Here is a 14,023-nt window from a genome sequence, read left to right as displayed (position 1 = left end):
TGAAATAGTTCCTCACGATGTTCGCCATCCCTAGACTCCCTGTGCAGGGGATAGCTCGGGGGACAACTAGTGGGGCATGGAGTGCCGGAACTCGTACTGGAATTGAACGGACAGACCTGGACACTTGATCCTTCCAGGTCGTACAGCCTTGGCCGGGACCCGCAGGGTGACATGGTGCTGGATGACGCCAGAGTCTCCTGGCGGCATGCCACGGTGCGGTGGGGCGGGCGCAGTTGGATCATCGAGGATCACGGTTCCACCAACGGCACCTATGTGCAGGGCCAGCGCGTCCAACAGATGGAAATCGGCCCTGGTGCGGCCGTCCGTCTGGGCAACGCGACGGACGGCCCCCGGCTGAGCCTCTCCGGGGCCGGGGCCGGGGCCGGGGCCGGGGCGGGGGCGGGGACCGCCTACGGCCAGCAGTCGGCGATGGGCGTGCCCCAGCAGGCCCAGCAGCCCCCGGCCCAGCAGCAGCCCGGCGCGGGCTGGCCGCAGCAGGGCCGGCAGCCGCAGCCCCAGGGCCGGCAGCAGCAGCCGCAGGCCCCGCATCAGCAGCAGCCGTTCATCCCGCAGCAGCAGGCGTCCCCGCACCAGGCCCCGCAGGAGAGCCCCGCGCAGAAGGTCTCCGGCACAGGCCCCACCGGCCCCGTCGGTGCCGCGCCCGGCCAGGGCGACCGCAGCCCGACCACCTTCCACCAGGTGGCCGTCGGCCGGGTGATGCGGATCGGTCGTGCGCTGGAGAACGAGCTGGTCGTCTCCGACCTCCAGGTCTCCCGCCACCACGCGGAGTTCCGGGCGCTGCCCGACGGCCGCTTCGAGATACGCGACCTCGGCAGCCACAACGGCACCTACGTCAACGGTCAGCCGGTCCGGCAGCAGATCATCGGCCCGACCGACACCGTCGGCGTCGGCCACTCCACCTTCCGGCTCGTCGGGGACCGCCTTGAGGAGTTCGTCGACACCGGTGAGGTCTCCTTCTCGGCCCGCCATCTGACGGTGACGGTCGACGGCGGCAAGCAGATCCTCAAGGACGTCTCCTTCGGCGTCCCCGAGAAGTCCCTCGTCGCGGTCATCGGCCCGTCCGGCTCCGGTAAGTCCACGCTGCTGAAGGCGCTCACCGGCTACCGCCCCGCCAACCAGGGCGATGTCCTCTACGACAACCGGAACCTCTACAAGCAGTTCGCCGAGCTGCGCCAGCGCATCGGTCTGGTGCCCCAGGACGACATCTTGCACAAGGAACTGACCGTCCAGAAGGCACTGCGGTACGCCGCCAAGCTCCGCTTCCCCGGTGACACCGCGGAGGCCGAGCGCGAGGCGCGGATCGACGAGGTGCTGGGCGAGCTCAAGCTCGACATCCACCGGGACAAGAAGGTCACCGCCCTGTCCGGCGGTCAGCGCAAGCGCGTCTCCGTCGCGCTGGAGCTGCTCACCAAGCCGTCGCTGATCTTCCTGGACGAGCCGACCTCCGGTCTCGACCCGGGCATGGACCGCGATGTCATGCAGCTGCTGCGCGGCCTCGCCGACGACGGCCGTACCGTCCTGGTGGTCACCCACTCGGTCGCCGAGCTGGCGCTGTGCGACAAGCTGCTGGTCATGGCGCCGGGCGGCTCGGTGGCCTACTTCGGCCCGCCGGACGAGGCGCTCAACTTCTTCGGGTACGACACCTGGGCGGATGTCTTCTCGGCCTTCGAGAACTACCGCGACTACGACTGGGCGGGCCGCTGGCGCGGTTCGCAGCACTACCAGATGTACGCCGCGGACCTCGACTCCGTCGCCCCGCAGTCCGTCCATGTCCAGCCGCCGCCGGCGCGGATGCAGAAGCAGCAGAGCTGGGGCTCCCAGCTGTGGACGCTGATGCGCCGCTATGTGTCGGTGATCGCCTCCGACAAGGGCTTCATGGGGCTGATGGTGATCCTGCCGGCCGTGCTCGGTTCGGTGAGCGTCGTCATCCCCGCGAAGTTCGGGCTCCAGCTGGCGCCGAAGGGCTCGTTCAACCAGGCCGCGGGGACGATTCTGCTGATCCTGATGGTCGGCATGTGCTTCACGGGCGCGGCCAACTCCGTACGAGAACTGATCAAGGAACGGGTGATCTACGAACGGGAACGGGCCGTCGGCCTGTCCCGCTCCGCGTATCTGATGTCCAAGGTGATCGTGCTCGGCATGATCACCGCTCTGCAGGGCGTCATCATCTGTGCCATCGGCCTCTCGACGCGCAAGCTGCCCGAAGAGGGCCTGCTGATGCCGCCGGCCGCCGAGATCTGCCTGGCCGTCATGGCGATCGGCTTCACCTCGATGATGTTCGGCCTGGTCATCTCCTCGCTGGTGAAGACCGCGGAGAAGACCATGCCGCTGCTGGTCATGTTCGCGATCATCCAGGTCGTCTTCACCGGTGTGCTGTTCAAGATCTTCGACTCGCCCGGCGTCGAGCAGTTCGCCTGGCTGATGCCGTCCCGCTGGGCGGTCGGCGCGGCCGGGACCACGCTCGACCTCGGTCCCGGGGCCGGCCACATGATGGCGCCGTGGGACAGCAAGAAGCCCTTCGACACCGACCCGCTGTGGGAACACACCACGTCCCAGTGGGGCATCGACATGGTCGTGCTGATCGTCCTCGGCATCGCCTGCGGCTTCGCGGTCGCGCGGCTGCTGCGCCGCCATGAGCCGGAGGTCATGCGCAAGTAGCGGCGCCCCCGGAAAGCCCCGAAGGGCGGCGGCACCCCTCGCACACAGGGGGTGCCGCCGCCCTTCGGCGTTCAGGCGTCCGGCTCAGTACGGGCCGTTGACGTTGTCCATCGAGCCGTAGCGGTCGGCCGCGTAGTTGCACGCGGCGGTGATGTTCGCGACCGGGTCGTAGGGGTCCCACGAGGTGCCGTCGACGTGGTACGCCTGGAAGGTCGGGGCGATGACCTGGAGCAGACCCTTGGAGGGCACACCGTTCTGGGCGTTGATGTCCCAGTTGTTGATGGCCCTCGGGTTACCGCCGGACTCACGGATGATGTTCCGGTGGATGCCCTCGTAGCTGCCCGGAATGCCCTTCTGCTTCATGATGTCCAGGGACTCCCGGATCCAGCCGTCAAGGTTGTCCGGGTAGGTCTTCTTGGCCGGGGCGGCAGGCTTGGCGGGGGCGGCGGGCTTGGCCGGGGCCGCAGGCTTGGCGGGGGCCGCGGGCTTCGCGGGGGCGGCAGGCTTGGCCGGGGCGGCAGGCTTTACGGCGGCGACCTCCTGGACGCGGGCGCTGGACCGGCTCGCGACCTTCTTGACGTCGCGCTCCTTGGCGGCCCTCTCTTCGGCGGCCTTCTTCTTGGCGGCCTCTTCGGCCTTCTTCTTCGTGGCCTCGTCCTTCGCCTGCTTGCTGGCGAGGGTGGACTGCTTGACCAGGCTCTCGTGCTGGGCCTTGCTGTCGACCTGCTGCGAGACCGACTTGGTCGGCAGCTCCTGGGCCGTGGTCTTGGCGTCGGTGTTGCCGCCGGGGACGACGGCGAAGGCGAGGGCGGCGGCGCCGGCGGCGGCTATGCCTGCGGCGGAGTACTTGTGCGCCTTGGTCAGACGGCTGTAGCCGGGGATGCTGGGGAGGGGCATGGCGGAGTAGACCTCTTCCAATCGCTTTGAGTCGCAGGCCAATCTCGGCGCCTGGTGCGCCGCTTCTGGATCTACGGCGCCGTGCGACGGGGAAATTCTTAGCTGTCGCAAAATGTTGTGGCAAAGGCGTGACATACGATGCTGCTTAGTGGATAAGGAGACCCGCCTTGCCTGTGCGAGCGGACGTAACCCCCGCTCACGCCGCTTTAAAGCATCCACTAACTTCGTTCGTAAGTGATTTGCGTCCTGTGTTCGGGCTCACATCGCGGAGCCTCTTGTATTGCGATGTGTGCCTGCGCAAATACACAGGGTGTTCTCTTTTTCGCCCTCCGTGGCAGCCCCTTCGGCCGCTTCGTGTGCACCGTTCGTCCTAGGTCCCAGGTCCTCATGGATGGCCTCCGACCGGCCGATATGGCCCCCGGTGGCCCCGCCGGTACGGTGAGCGCATGACCAAAGGACCGGGCGGTGGGGCCGGGGCGGGGCTGGCCTGGGTGAGCAGTGCCCTCCTTGCCATGAGTAGGCATCTGGAAGTCCGAGATGTCCTAAAGACGATCGTTGTGTCCGCCCGGGAGTTGCTCAATGCGGAGTACGCGGCCCTGGGGGTTCCGGACGATCACGGGGGCTTCGCCCAGTTCGTAGTAGGCGGGGTGAGTGATGAGCAGTGGAAGGCCATCGGTCCGCTGCCCCGCCAGCACGGGATCCTCGCCGCGATGCTCAAGGACGCCACCCCGCAGCGGCTGGCCGATGTACGCCAGGATCCGCGCTTCGAGGGCTGGCCGACGGCTCACCCGGATATGTCCGACTTTATTGGACTTCCTATTGCCGACGGCGATGAAGTCCTCGGCGCCCTCTTCCTCGCCAATAAGCGATGCCCCAAGCCGGACGGCGGCTGCGGCTTCACCGCCGAGGACGAGGAGCTGCTGTCCATCCTGGCCCAGCACGCCGCCATCGCCCTCACCAACGCACGCCTCTACGAGCGCAGCCGCGAGCTCACCATCGCGGGGGAGCGGGCCAGACTCGCCCATGAGCTGCACGACGCGGTCTCCCAGAAGCTCTTCTCGCTGCGACTGACCACCCAGGCCGCCGCGGCCCTCGTGGACCGCGACCCGGTCCGCGCCAAGGACGAGCTGCACCGGATAGCGGTCCTCGCCGCCGAGGCGGCCGACGAGCTGCGCTCCGCCGTCGTGGAGCTGCGCCCGGCCGCCCTCGACGAGGACGGCCTCGTGGCGACCCTGCGCACCCAGGTGCAGGTCCTCGACCGCGCCCACTCCGCCCGCGTCACCTTCGCCTCCCACGGCGTCCGGGCGCTGCCCGCGGCCCAGGAGGAGGCGCTGCTGCGGGTGGCCCAGGAGGCCCTGCACAACGCGCTGCGCCACGCCGACGCGGGACAGGTCGACGTCACGCTCAGCCGGTACGGCCACGGCGCGCGGCTGCGCGTGGCCGATGACGGCGGCGGATTCGACCCCTCGGCCGTACGGCGCGCCGGACGCCACCTCGGACTGGTGTCGATGCGCGACCGGGCGAGCGGCGTCGGCGGGAGCCTGACCGTGGAGTCGGCGCCCGGAAAGGGCGCCGTGATCGAGATGGAGGTGCCCGGTGGCTGACCAAGAGGGCACGAGCAGCGCGAAGCGCTTCGACCGAAGGGCGGTGGTGGGAGACGGGCGGGCGATCAGGGTGCTGCTCGTCGATGACCACCAGGTGGTACGGCGCGGACTGCGCACCTTCCTGGAGGTGCAGGACGACATCGACGTGGTCGGCGAGGCGTCGGACGGCGAGGAGGGCATCGCTCGCGCCGAGGAGCTGCGCCCCGACGTCGTTCTCATGGATGTGAAGATGCCCGGCGTCGACGGCATCGAGGCGCTGCGGAAACTGCGCGACCTCGACAACCCCGCCCGGGTGCTGGTCGTCACCAGCTTCACCGAGAAGCGCACCGTCGTCCCGGCCCTGCGCGCGGGCGCCGCGGGCTATGTCTACAAGGACGTGGACCCCGAGGCCCTCGCGGGCGCCATCCGGTCCGTCCACGCCGGGCATGTGCTGCTCCAGCCCGAGGTGGCCCTCGCGCTGCTCTCCCAGGAGGAGTCGGGCGGCGGCCAGGGGCGCGGCGGCTCCCTCACCGAGCGGGAGCGCGAGGTGCTCGCGCTGATCGCGGACGGCCGGTCCAACCGGGAGATCGCCCGCGCGCTCGTGCTGTCCGAGAAGACGGTCAAGACGCATGTCTCCAACATCCTGATGAAACTGGATCTCGCCGACCGCACCCAGGCCGCGCTCTGGGCAGTACGGCATGGGATTGGGGCCTGAACAGCGTTTCTGCGGGAAATCACACCAACGTGTGTTGGTCACCCGAACAGCGCAACTCGCCCCGCCCCGGACCGTTCTTCACGGCGTACTGCGGCGGTCCGTCGCAGCGACGCGCTATGAAGGGTTTTGAGAAGTGAAGAACATCAAGAAGCTCGCGGCCATCACGATCGCGGCCGGTGGCCTCGCCGTCACCGGTGCCGGAGTTGCCTCGGCCCAGTCCCAGGCCGACGGCGGCGCCATGATGTCCCCGGGGATCGTGTCGGGCAACAACGTTCAGGCGCCCGTCCATGTGCCGGTGAACGTATGCGGCAACACCGTGACCGTCATCGGACTGATGAACCCGGCCCTTGGCACTCCCTGCGGCAGCAACTGAGCATTCCCCTCCCTACGCGACCCCTCACCAGCCGGCCCCGGAGGCACCGCCTCCGGGGCCGGCCCCGGTTCCGGCCCCGCCAGCCGTGCCCCCGGGGGTCAGGACCCGCCCCGCTCCCGCTCCTCTACATACGCGTTGTAGGCCGCCACCTGCGCCCGCCGCGAGGTGCGCTCCACCGGCCGCAGCGCCTCGGCCCGCGCCGCGATCTCCGAGGCGCTCACCGCCGCGCCGTGCTCCAGGCCGTCCCCGCCCGCCGCATACGCGATACCGATCAGCGCACCCACCCGCTGCGCCAGCTCCAGCACCCGGATGGCCCGCGGCGGATAGCCCGGCGCGAGCACCTCCCGCCCTCTCTCGGCCCGCGCCCGGTATGCCTCCAGCGCCGCCTGCGCGACCGGGCCCGCCCCGGCCACATTCAGCCGTGACAGCACCTCGGTGGCCTCCCGCAGCGCCTCGGCCAGCTCCCGCTCCGCCTCGCTCAGCGACGGCACATCGGCGGGCGGCGCCTCCCGCACCGCCAGACAGTGCCACACCACCTCGATGTGCTGATCACCGTCCGGCCCCACCGCGGACACCCCGGGCACCAGACCGAGCGCGACCCCCGTCCCGATCACCGCCTCGCCCGCGTCGAGCGCCCGCGCGTTGAACTCCGGGGGACCGCTCAGCCCCAGCGGGTGCCCCGCTATCGGCAGCGCCACCCGCAGCCCCTTGGCCCCGAGCGCCCGCAGCCGCCCGAGCGCCAGCGTGAGACCGACCGGCCCGGACTCCCCCGGAAGCCCGGCCACCCGGTGCGAGGCGTCCTCACCCGCGATGCGGAGCGCGGCCTCATCCGGAGAGACAAGTCCGGCAAGAAGGGCATTTCCCCAGGACGCGAGGCGCCCTGAACGTGGTTCATCGAGCATGGCACCAGCCTAAGGACTGGCACCGACAACGCGTGGCGTAGGTTTTCCTCTGGGGGCTGCGCCCACAGGCGCACGCGACACTCGAGACTGCAATGGGAGACAACGCGCTCATGAGCGAGGTTCTGGAGCTGGTGGACGTATCCGTAGTCCGCGACGGTCGGGCTCTGGTGGACGAGGTCTCCTGGTCGATCAAGGAGGGGGAGCGCTGGGTGATCCTCGGCCCCAACGGTGCCGGCAAGACCACCCTCCTCAACCTCGCCTCCAGCTACCTCTACCCGAGCACCGGAACCGCCAGCATCCTCGGCGAGCGGCTCGGCGCCGTCGATGTCTTCGAGCTGCGCCCGCGCATCGGCATGGCCGGCATCGCCATGGCCGAGAAGCTGCCGCGCGCCCAGACCGTCCTGCAGACGGTCCTCACCGCCGCGTACGGCATGACCGCGCACTGGCAGGAGAACTACGACGCGGTCGACGAGAACCGCGCCCGCGCCTTCCTCGACCGCCTCGGCATGACCGAGTACGTCGACCGCAAGTTCGGCACCCTCTCCGAAGGCGAGCGCAAGCGCACCCTGATCGCCCGCGCGATGATGACCGACCCCGAACTGCTGCTCCTCGACGAGCCCGCGGCCGGACTCGACCTCGGCGGCCGGGAGGACCTCGTACGCCGCCTCGGACGGCTCGCCCGCGACCCGTACGCCCCCTCGATGATCATGGTGACACATCATGTCGAGGAAATCCCCCCGGGGTTCACCCACGTTCTGATGATCCGCCAGGGCAAGGTGCTCACCGCCGGCCCCGTCGAGACCGAGCTGACCTCCCGTAACCTCTCCCGTTGCTTCGGACTCCCGCTGATCGTCGAGCACAACGGCGGCCGCTGGACCGCCCAGGGCCTGCCACTCGGCTGACGTCCGCCCCCTGCGCCGGTCGTGCCACCGGCAATTGATCTGTGCCCTGTCCCCGGCGGACCCCGGCAACTACCATGACCATGTGGATCCATGGGTGTGGTGGCTCATCGCCGCCGTAGGACTGGGCATTCCGCTGGTGCTGACCGCGATGCCCGAATTCGGCATGGTCGCGGTCGGCGCGGTCGCCGGTGCCATCACCGATGCGCTCGGCGGCGGCGTCGTGCTCCAGGTCGTCGTCTTCTGCGCGGTCTCGGTCGCACTGGTCGCCGTCGTCCGGCCGATGGCGGTCCGCAGCCGCCGTCAGCAGCCCGAACTGCGCAGCGGCGTGGACGCCCTGAAGGGCCGCCAGGCGGTAGTGCTCGAGCGCGTCGACCACAGCGGCGCAGGCCGGATCAAACTCGCCGGCGAGGTCTGGTCGGCACGCTCGCTCGACCCCGACCAGGCGTACGAGCCGGGCCGGCAGGTCGACGTGGTGGAGATCGACGGTGCGACAGCCGTCGTCATGTAGACGCCGTACGAGGAGCTGAGCGAGCCCGGTTGAGCTGCGGACTCGACCGCGGATCTGACAGACTCCAGCTCCGGGAACCGCCAGATCTGATCATCCCGACCATCCAGAATCGCCGCATGAAGGGCACGGGGAGCCGCTGTGGAACCGATCATCATCGTCCTGATCATCCTGGTGGTGCTCGTCTTCATCGCACTGATCAAGACGATCCAGGTCATCCCGCAGGCCAGTGCCGCCATCGTGGAGCGCTTCGGACGCTATACGCGCACCCTCAACGCGGGCCTGAACATCGTCGTCCCGTTCATCGACTCGATCCGCAACCGAGTCGACCTCCGGGAGCAGGTCGTGCCGTTCCCGCCGCAGCCGGTGATCACCCAGGACAACCTGGTCGTGAACATCGACACCGTCATCTACTACCAGGTGACCGACGCCCGCGCCGCCACCTACGAAGTCGCCAGCTACATCCAGGCGATCGAGCAGCTGACCGTCACCACGCTGCGGAACATCATCGGTGGCATGGACCTCGAGCGCACCCTGACCTCCCGCGAGGAGATCAACGCCGCGCTGCGCGGCGTCCTCGACGAGGCCACCGGCAAGTGGGGCATCCGCGTCAACCGCGTCGAGCTCAAGGCCATCGAGCCGCCGACCTCCATCCAGGACTCGATGGAGAAGCAGATGCGCGCCGACCGTGACAAGCGCGCCGCGATCCTCCAGGCCGAGGGTGTCCGGCAGTCCGAGATCCTGCGCGCCGAAGGTGAGAAGCAGTCCTCGATCCTCCGGGCCGAGGGTGACGCCAAGGCCGCCGCGCTGCGCGCCGAGGGCGAGGCCCAGGCGATCCGTACGGTCTTCGAGTCCATCCACGCCGGAGACCCGGACCAGAAGCTGCTCTCGTACCAGTACCTGCAGATGCTGCCGAAGATCGCCGAGGGCGACGCCAACAAGCTCTGGATCGTGCCCAGCGAGATCGGCGACGCCCTCAAGGGCCTCGGCGGGGCCCTCGGCAACTTCGGCCCGATGACGGGCGGAAACGGCGGCGGCACCCCGGCCGCCACCGGCAAGGAGCCCGCCCCGCGCCGCGAACAGCCCAGGATCGACTGAACGACGGCTGCGGAGCGGACTCCAGGAAGCCGGCTCGGACCGGCCGGCTCAGGCGGGCAGTGCCAGCCACTCCGGCAGCCCGTCCCACTCCGCCGCCCCCAGCGCCAGCAGCAGCGCATCCGAAGGCGTCGGCTCGAACGGCGCCTTGAGCACGCGCATCCCAGCCTGCTCCGGAGTCCGGTCCGCCTTGCGGTGGTTGTCCTCGGCGCAGGAGGCGACCGTGTTCAGCCAGGTGTCCCCGCCCCCGCGCGACCGCGGCACCACATGGTCCACGGTCGTCGCCCGGCGGCCGCAGTACGCGCACCGGTGCTGGTCCCGGACCAGCACCCCGCGCCGCGACCAGGGAGCACGTTGTCGGAACGGCACCCGTACGTAACGGCACAGCCGGATCACCCGGGGCACCGGCAGATCGACATCGGCGGCCCGCACCCGCAGTCCCGGATGGGCGTGTTCGACGACGGCCTTGTCCTGGAGGACCAGCACCACGGCACGCCGCAGCGCCACCGTCGCCAGCGGCTCGAAGCTCGCGTTCAGAACCAGCGTCTCGCGCATCCCGACCACCCCCGCATCCCGGTATCCCGGCCCGCCTCAGGCGCGGGCGGGCCGGGATCAACTCTGGCCGGGAGCACGGCCGAGGACAACGTAATTTCGCGGCGTCAGCCCGCGGCGGGCACCTCGTACTCGCCGATCAGCTGGGCGCGCCCCAGCGTGTGGAACCGCAGATTGAAGCCGACCACCGCGGGCGACACCTCGGCGTCCGGGCCCAGCTTCTCCGAGTCCACCGCGTACACCGTGAACACATAGCGGTGCGGACCGTCCCCGGGCGGCGGCGCGGCCCCGCCGAAGTCACGGGTGCCGTAGTCGTTGCGCACATGCACGGCGCCTTCAGGAAGCCCCGCGAAGTCGCCGCTGCCCGCACCGGCCGGCAGCTCGGTGACCGTCGCCGGGATGTCGAACAGCACCCAGTGCCAGAACCCGCTGCCCGTCGGCGCGTCCGGGTCGAAGCATGTGACGGCGAAGCTCTTCGTCCCGTCCGGGAAGCCCTCCCAGCGCAGATGCGGAGAGGTGTTGCCCTCCGCATGCACCTGGGCTGACGCGAGGGTGCCACCCGGCTCCACATCGTCGCTCACCACCGTGAACGACGGCACCGGCGGATGGAAGTCATGGGGCAGCGGGCGCCGGTTCTGCTCGGACACGTCGAAAACCTCCTGCATGGTCGCGGTGGATCAGCTGCCCGGCCAGCCTAACGAGACCGGCGCACGACGGGCTGACACCATGGCGCCCATGACCGGCCCGAACCCCGCCGCCCCGTCCGGCCCCGACTGGCACGTCGTCTCGCTGCGCCTCGACGGAGTGTCGGACCGGGCCGGCTTCCTCGACCGCTGCGCCCGGGATCTGGAGCTGCCCGACTGGTTCGGCCACAACTGGGACGCGCTGGCCGACTGTCTGATCGATCTGTCCTGGTGGGGCGAGTCCGGCGGCTATCTGCTGCACATCCGGGGCTGGGAGGCGTTCCGTGCGGCGGCGCCCGAGGCCGCCGCGATCGCCGCGGACGTCCTGGCCGACGCCGTCGCGTACTGGTCGGCGCGCGGAACGCCCCTGACGGTCCACTACGACGAGGACGACGCATAACGACGCGTGGGGCGGGTGCCGAATCCCATTCGGCACCCGCCCCACGCGGAATGCGGCACTGCTGCAGAACCGTCAGAACCAGTTGCGCTTGCCGCCGACCTCGGCGAGCCACTGGTTCAAGTAGGCGGCCCAGTCGGTGTCCTGGAAGGACGCCAGGTTCACCGTGAAGGAGCGGTAGGTGTCGCTGCCCTCGGTGAACAGCCCCGGCTTCTTGTCCATCTCCAGGACGACATCCATCTCGCGGTCATCCGCGACGAAGGACAGCTCCACCTGGTTGAGACCGCGGTACTGCTGCGGCGCGTGGAACTCGATCTCCTGGTAAAAGGGCAGCCGCTGCCGGGTCCCGCGGATGTGCCCGCGCTCCAGATCGGCGCTCTTGAACCGGAAGCCTAGGGCGCCGAAGGCGTCCAGAATCGCCTGCTGGGCGGGGAGCGGATGCACATTGACCGGGTCCAGGTCGCCCGAGTCCACCGCGCGCGCGATCTGCAGCTCCGTCGTCACGCCCACATTCATCCCGGACAGATGACGGCCCAGGAACATGGTGACCGGGGTCTCCCACGGGATCTCCAGGCCGAACTGGACCGCGTGCACCGCACCCGGCTGCACCTCGAACGCGCCGCCCAGCCGCTGCTTGGTGAACTCGACGTCCTGCTTGTACTCATGGTCGTTGCCCTCCACCTCGACCCGCGCCTGCAGGCCGACGGAGATCCCCTCGATCTGCTGCGCGACCGAGCCGCCCTGGATCCGGACCTCGCCCTGCACAATGCCGCCCGGGACGACGTTCTCCTCGGTCAGCACCGTCTCCACCGAAGCGCCACCGGCACCCAGACTCGCGAGCAGCTTCTTGAAGCCCATGTTCTCCCTCTCAAGGACGCGACTGCGTCTTGACTCGATCGCTTGTTGATCGCTGTTGACACCTAGAAACGCGAAACAGCCGTGGGCGGTTCCGTCGCCTCTTACCCTGGCAGCGGACCGGTACCACTCCAACCACCGGTTCATATCCGTTCCACTACGCTCGGGCCGCGTGACAGCAGGACCTGACCGTACGCAGCTGGACCGCGCGTTCTTCGACCGCCCCGTCCTCGACGTCGCGCCCGATCTCCTCGGCCGCATCCTGGTGCGCCGTACCCCGGACGGACCGATCGAATTGCGCCTGACCGAGGTCGAGGCGTACGCGGGCCCGGCCGACCCCGGCTCCCACGCCTACCGGGGCCGCACGGAGCGCAACGCCGTGATGTTCGGCCCCCCGGGTCATGCGTATGTCTACTTCACCTACGGTTAGCACCATGCGGAAACATGAATATGCTTTCTCCATCCGTTGGTGACTCGTTGTTCGCGTTCAGCAGAAGCCGCAAGGCGTCCGCCTCCGGTTCGGTGCGCCCGTCGAGGAGCGCGAGCAGGTACTTCTGTACCTTCGGCGTGAGCGTGATCCGCTTGGCCCCGGCCGGAACCTCAGGCTCGCTTCCCTGCTCTTGGTGCAGCTTGGCGGCATGCCGGGCGTACCGGACGTGCGCAGGCTCTCGCGGCAGTGACGGTTCCAAGGCTGTTCCTCCAGGCCGACAGGCTGTGCTCCCTCGGCAAATGATCATCTCAGGTAAGGCCCCTGCGGGTCAGCTCCGGTAAATGATGTGACGATGCCCGATCCTGACGCTCTTCTGCCTCGCTCGTTCTTCTCCCGGCCCGCGCACGTCGTCGCGCCGGAGCTCCTCGGCCGCGTCCTCGTCTCCCAGGAGGGCGGCGTCACGGTGGCCTTGCGTATCACCGAGGTCGAGGCCTACGAGGGCGGGGAAGATCCGGCCTCCCACGGCTGGCGGGGCCGGACCCCCCGCAACGCCTCGATGTTCGGTCCGCCCGGTCATCTCTACGTCTACTGGATCTACGGGATGCACCACGCCGCTAATCTCGTCTGCGGCACGGACGGTGAGTCGCACGCGGTCCTGGTTCGAGCCGGAGAGGTGATCGTCGGCCAGGACGCGGCTGCGGAGCGCCGCCCGGCCGCCCGTTCCCAGAAGGAGCTCGCGAGGGGCCCCGGACGGCTCGCCGACGCACTGGCCATCACCCGAGCCCTCGACGGCGCGGACATCTGCGACCCGCACTCGTGGGTCCGTATCGCCTGCGGTGCCCCGGTCCAGGCGGACCGCATCATGAGCGGCCCTCGAACCGGGATCTCCCGCGCTCACGATGTCCCCTGGCGCTTCTGGACGGCAGAGGAACCGACGGTCAGCCCCTACCGGCGGCATACGCCGCGACGCCGCAAGGAGGGAGGGCCGGGGGCTCCGGACGGGCTGGAGGGATGAGGACGCTCGGATGTCGGACTGATCCCGGCGTATAGCCCGACTCGTCTGCCGCTACCTGCGGCTTTGCCTCGGAAAGGGCCTCTGAACTGCGTCGGAGGCTCTTTCCGGTCTTTCGGGGGCTTGCCGCGGCAGGCGGTGAAAAGTCCCTCGGGAGTCCCTCAGACAGCGTTGAAAGTCCCTGAAAAGTCCCAGAGCAGAGGGGTGAGCGACGCCTCTGGGCTGGTTCAGATCGATGGGACGTGGCGCTGTTGCTCTACGCCCTCGGCTCTGCAACTGCCGTGAGGCAGGACGTGGTCTGTGGTGGAAGGTGGAGGCCTGGGCACTGTGCACTCGTAATGCGTAGGTCTGATTCCGTTGGCGAAGTCGGCTGGTTGAGGTCAGGCCGCTGCGAGGCCGTGGGCGGTGCACAGTTCGCGGATTCTGCTGGGGCGGGCTGCGGG

15 protein-coding genes and 1 pseudogene are annotated in these 14,023 nt (G+C 69.4%); 10 read left to right on the top strand and 6 right to left on the bottom strand.

Translation table 11 applies throughout. The features are described 5' to 3' along the window. Window positions 1-69: 69 nt before the first annotated feature. A complete protein-coding gene (locus ABZS71_RS30590) occupies window positions 70-2,679 on the top strand; it encodes an FHA domain-containing protein (RefSeq protein WP_356215229.1) in 2,610 nt (869 codons plus the stop codon). An 84-nt stretch (window positions 2,680-2,763) separates the two neighbouring features. Here ABZS71_RS30590 and ABZS71_RS30585 read toward each other — a convergent pair whose 3' ends face one another. Beyond that, window positions 2,764-3,576 carry a transglycosylase SLT domain-containing protein gene (locus tag ABZS71_RS30585; RefSeq protein WP_356215227.1) on the bottom strand — a complete coding sequence of 271 codons (813 nt, stop codon included), beginning with the start codon at window positions 3,574-3,576 and terminating at the stop codon, window positions 2,764-2,766. 446 nt (window positions 3,577-4,022) lie between these two features. On the opposite strand from ABZS71_RS30585, the gene ABZS71_RS30580 reads away from it, so the two are divergent. The 3 genes from ABZS71_RS30580 (at window position 4,023) to ABZS71_RS30570 (ending at window position 6,247) form a co-directional block, all read left to right on the top strand. After that, window positions 4,023-5,180 carry a GAF domain-containing sensor histidine kinase gene (locus ABZS71_RS30580; RefSeq protein ID WP_356215225.1) on the top strand — a complete coding sequence of 386 codons (1,158 nt, stop codon included), beginning with the start codon at window positions 4,023-4,025 and terminating at the stop codon, window positions 5,178-5,180. A 43-nt stretch (window positions 5,181-5,223) separates the two neighbouring features. Then, window positions 5,224-5,874: a response regulator transcription factor gene (locus ABZS71_RS30575; protein ID WP_355856587.1), complete on the top strand. Its 651-nt coding sequence runs from the start codon at window positions 5,224-5,226 to the stop codon at window positions 5,872-5,874. 133 nt (window positions 5,875-6,007) lie between these two features. Further along, window positions 6,008-6,247: a chaplin gene (locus tag ABZS71_RS30570; RefSeq protein WP_355856526.1), complete on the top strand. Its 240-nt coding sequence runs from the start codon at window positions 6,008-6,010 to the stop codon at window positions 6,245-6,247. Window positions 6,248-6,345: 98 nt separating this feature from the next. Here the strand turns inward: ABZS71_RS30570 and ABZS71_RS30565 are convergent, their stop codons facing one another. Next, window positions 6,346-7,149, bottom strand: a complete 804-nt coding sequence (locus ABZS71_RS30565; RefSeq protein ID WP_355856529.1) for a hypothetical protein — start codon at window positions 7,147-7,149, stop codon at window positions 6,346-6,348. A gap of 110 nt (window positions 7,150-7,259) precedes the next feature. Here ABZS71_RS30565 and ABZS71_RS30560 point away from each other — a divergent pair, with 110 nt between their 5' ends. The 3 genes from ABZS71_RS30560 (at window position 7,260) to ABZS71_RS30550 (ending at window position 9,654) form a co-directional block, all read left to right on the top strand. After that, window positions 7,260-8,051 carry an ABC transporter ATP-binding protein gene (locus ABZS71_RS30560; RefSeq protein ID WP_355856532.1) on the top strand — a complete coding sequence of 264 codons (792 nt, stop codon included), beginning with the start codon at window positions 7,260-7,262 and terminating at the stop codon, window positions 8,049-8,051. Between the two features lie 82 nt (window positions 8,052-8,133). Beyond that, a complete protein-coding gene (locus tag ABZS71_RS30555; protein ID WP_355856535.1) occupies window positions 8,134-8,559 on the top strand; it encodes an NfeD family protein in 426 nt (141 codons plus the stop codon). A 138-nt stretch (window positions 8,560-8,697) separates the two neighbouring features. Next, a complete protein-coding gene (locus ABZS71_RS30550; RefSeq protein WP_356215223.1) occupies window positions 8,698-9,654 on the top strand; it encodes an SPFH domain-containing protein in 957 nt (318 codons plus the stop codon). A gap of 48 nt (window positions 9,655-9,702) precedes the next feature. On the opposite strand, the gene ABZS71_RS30545 is transcribed toward ABZS71_RS30550, so the two are convergent. Beyond that, on the bottom strand, window positions 9,703-10,206 hold the full coding sequence (locus ABZS71_RS30545; RefSeq protein ID WP_356215221.1) for an HNH endonuclease: 504 nt from the start codon (window positions 10,204-10,206) through the stop codon (window positions 9,703-9,705). Window positions 10,207-10,310: 104 nt separating this feature from the next. Beyond that, window positions 10,311-10,850: a YbhB/YbcL family Raf kinase inhibitor-like protein gene (locus ABZS71_RS30540; RefSeq protein WP_355856544.1), complete on the bottom strand. Its 540-nt coding sequence runs from the start codon at window positions 10,848-10,850 to the stop codon at window positions 10,311-10,313. 88 nt (window positions 10,851-10,938) lie between these two features. Between ABZS71_RS30540 and ABZS71_RS30535 the strand changes: the two genes are divergently transcribed. Then, complete coding sequence (locus tag ABZS71_RS30535; protein WP_355856547.1) at window positions 10,939-11,286, top strand: barstar family protein; 348 nt, start codon at window positions 10,939-10,941, stop codon at window positions 11,284-11,286. Between the two features lie 72 nt (window positions 11,287-11,358). On the opposite strand, the gene ABZS71_RS30530 is transcribed toward ABZS71_RS30535, so the two are convergent. Beyond that, complete coding sequence (locus tag ABZS71_RS30530) at window positions 11,359-12,141, bottom strand: sporulation protein (RefSeq protein WP_356215219.1); 783 nt, start codon at window positions 12,139-12,141, stop codon at window positions 11,359-11,361. 169 nt (window positions 12,142-12,310) lie between these two features. Here ABZS71_RS30530 and ABZS71_RS30525 point away from each other — a divergent pair. Next, window positions 12,311-12,565, top strand: a pseudogene (locus tag ABZS71_RS30525) (DNA-3-methyladenine glycosylase); the annotation flags it as partial. On the opposite strand, the gene ABZS71_RS30520 reads toward ABZS71_RS30525, so the two are convergent. Beyond that, window positions 12,555-12,827, bottom strand: a complete 273-nt coding sequence (locus ABZS71_RS30520) for a hypothetical protein (protein ID WP_355856553.1) — start codon at window positions 12,825-12,827, stop codon at window positions 12,555-12,557. The pseudogene ABZS71_RS30525 and the gene ABZS71_RS30520 overlap by 11 nt on opposite strands. 93 nt (window positions 12,828-12,920) lie before the next feature. On the opposite strand from ABZS71_RS30520, the gene ABZS71_RS30515 reads away from it, so the two are divergent. Continuing rightward, window positions 12,921-13,583, top strand: coding sequence for a DNA-3-methyladenine glycosylase (locus tag ABZS71_RS30515; protein WP_355856556.1), 663 nt, complete (start codon window positions 12,921-12,923; stop codon window positions 13,581-13,583). The last annotated feature ends 440 nt before the right edge of the window (window positions 13,584-14,023 follow it).

Origin of the sequence: Streptomyces sp. NPDC005393 (assembly GCF_040606675.1) — a bacterium.
In the GTDB taxonomy this organism is placed as follows: domain Bacteria; phylum Actinomycetota; class Actinomycetes; order Streptomycetales; family Streptomycetaceae; genus Streptomyces.
The sequence above is the reverse complement of the archived record's forward strand: the minus strand, read 5'-3'. Positions and strand labels throughout refer to the sequence as shown.

What these genes read in the sequence shown, in the direction of transcription:
- ABZS71_RS30585 (WP_356215227.1), bottom strand. Translation starts at nt 3,576, where the DNA reads ATGCCCCTCCCCAGCATCCCCGGCTACAGCCGTCTGACCAAGGCGCAC.
- ABZS71_RS30580 (WP_356215225.1), top strand. Translation starts at nt 4,023, where the DNA reads ATGACCAAAGGACCGGGCGGTGGGGCCGGGGCGGGGCTGGCCTGGGTG.
- ABZS71_RS30565 (WP_355856529.1), bottom strand. Translation starts at nt 7,149, where the DNA reads ATGCTCGATGAACCACGTTCAGGGCGCCTCGCGTCCTGGGGAAATGCC.
- ABZS71_RS30560 (WP_355856532.1), top strand. Translation starts at nt 7,260, where the DNA reads ATGAGCGAGGTTCTGGAGCTGGTGGACGTATCCGTAGTCCGCGACGGT.
- ABZS71_RS30545 (WP_356215221.1), bottom strand. Translation starts at nt 10,206, where the DNA reads ATGCGCGAGACGCTGGTTCTGAACGCGAGCTTCGAGCCGCTGGCGACG.
- ABZS71_RS30535 (WP_355856547.1), top strand. Translation starts at nt 10,939, where the DNA reads ATGACCGGCCCGAACCCCGCCGCCCCGTCCGGCCCCGACTGGCACGTC.
- ABZS71_RS30530 (WP_356215219.1), bottom strand. Translation starts at nt 12,141, where the DNA reads ATGGGCTTCAAGAAGCTGCTCGCGAGTCTGGGTGCCGGTGGCGCTTCG.
- ABZS71_RS30515 (WP_355856556.1), top strand. Translation starts at nt 12,921, where the DNA reads ATGCCCGATCCTGACGCTCTTCTGCCTCGCTCGTTCTTCTCCCGGCCC.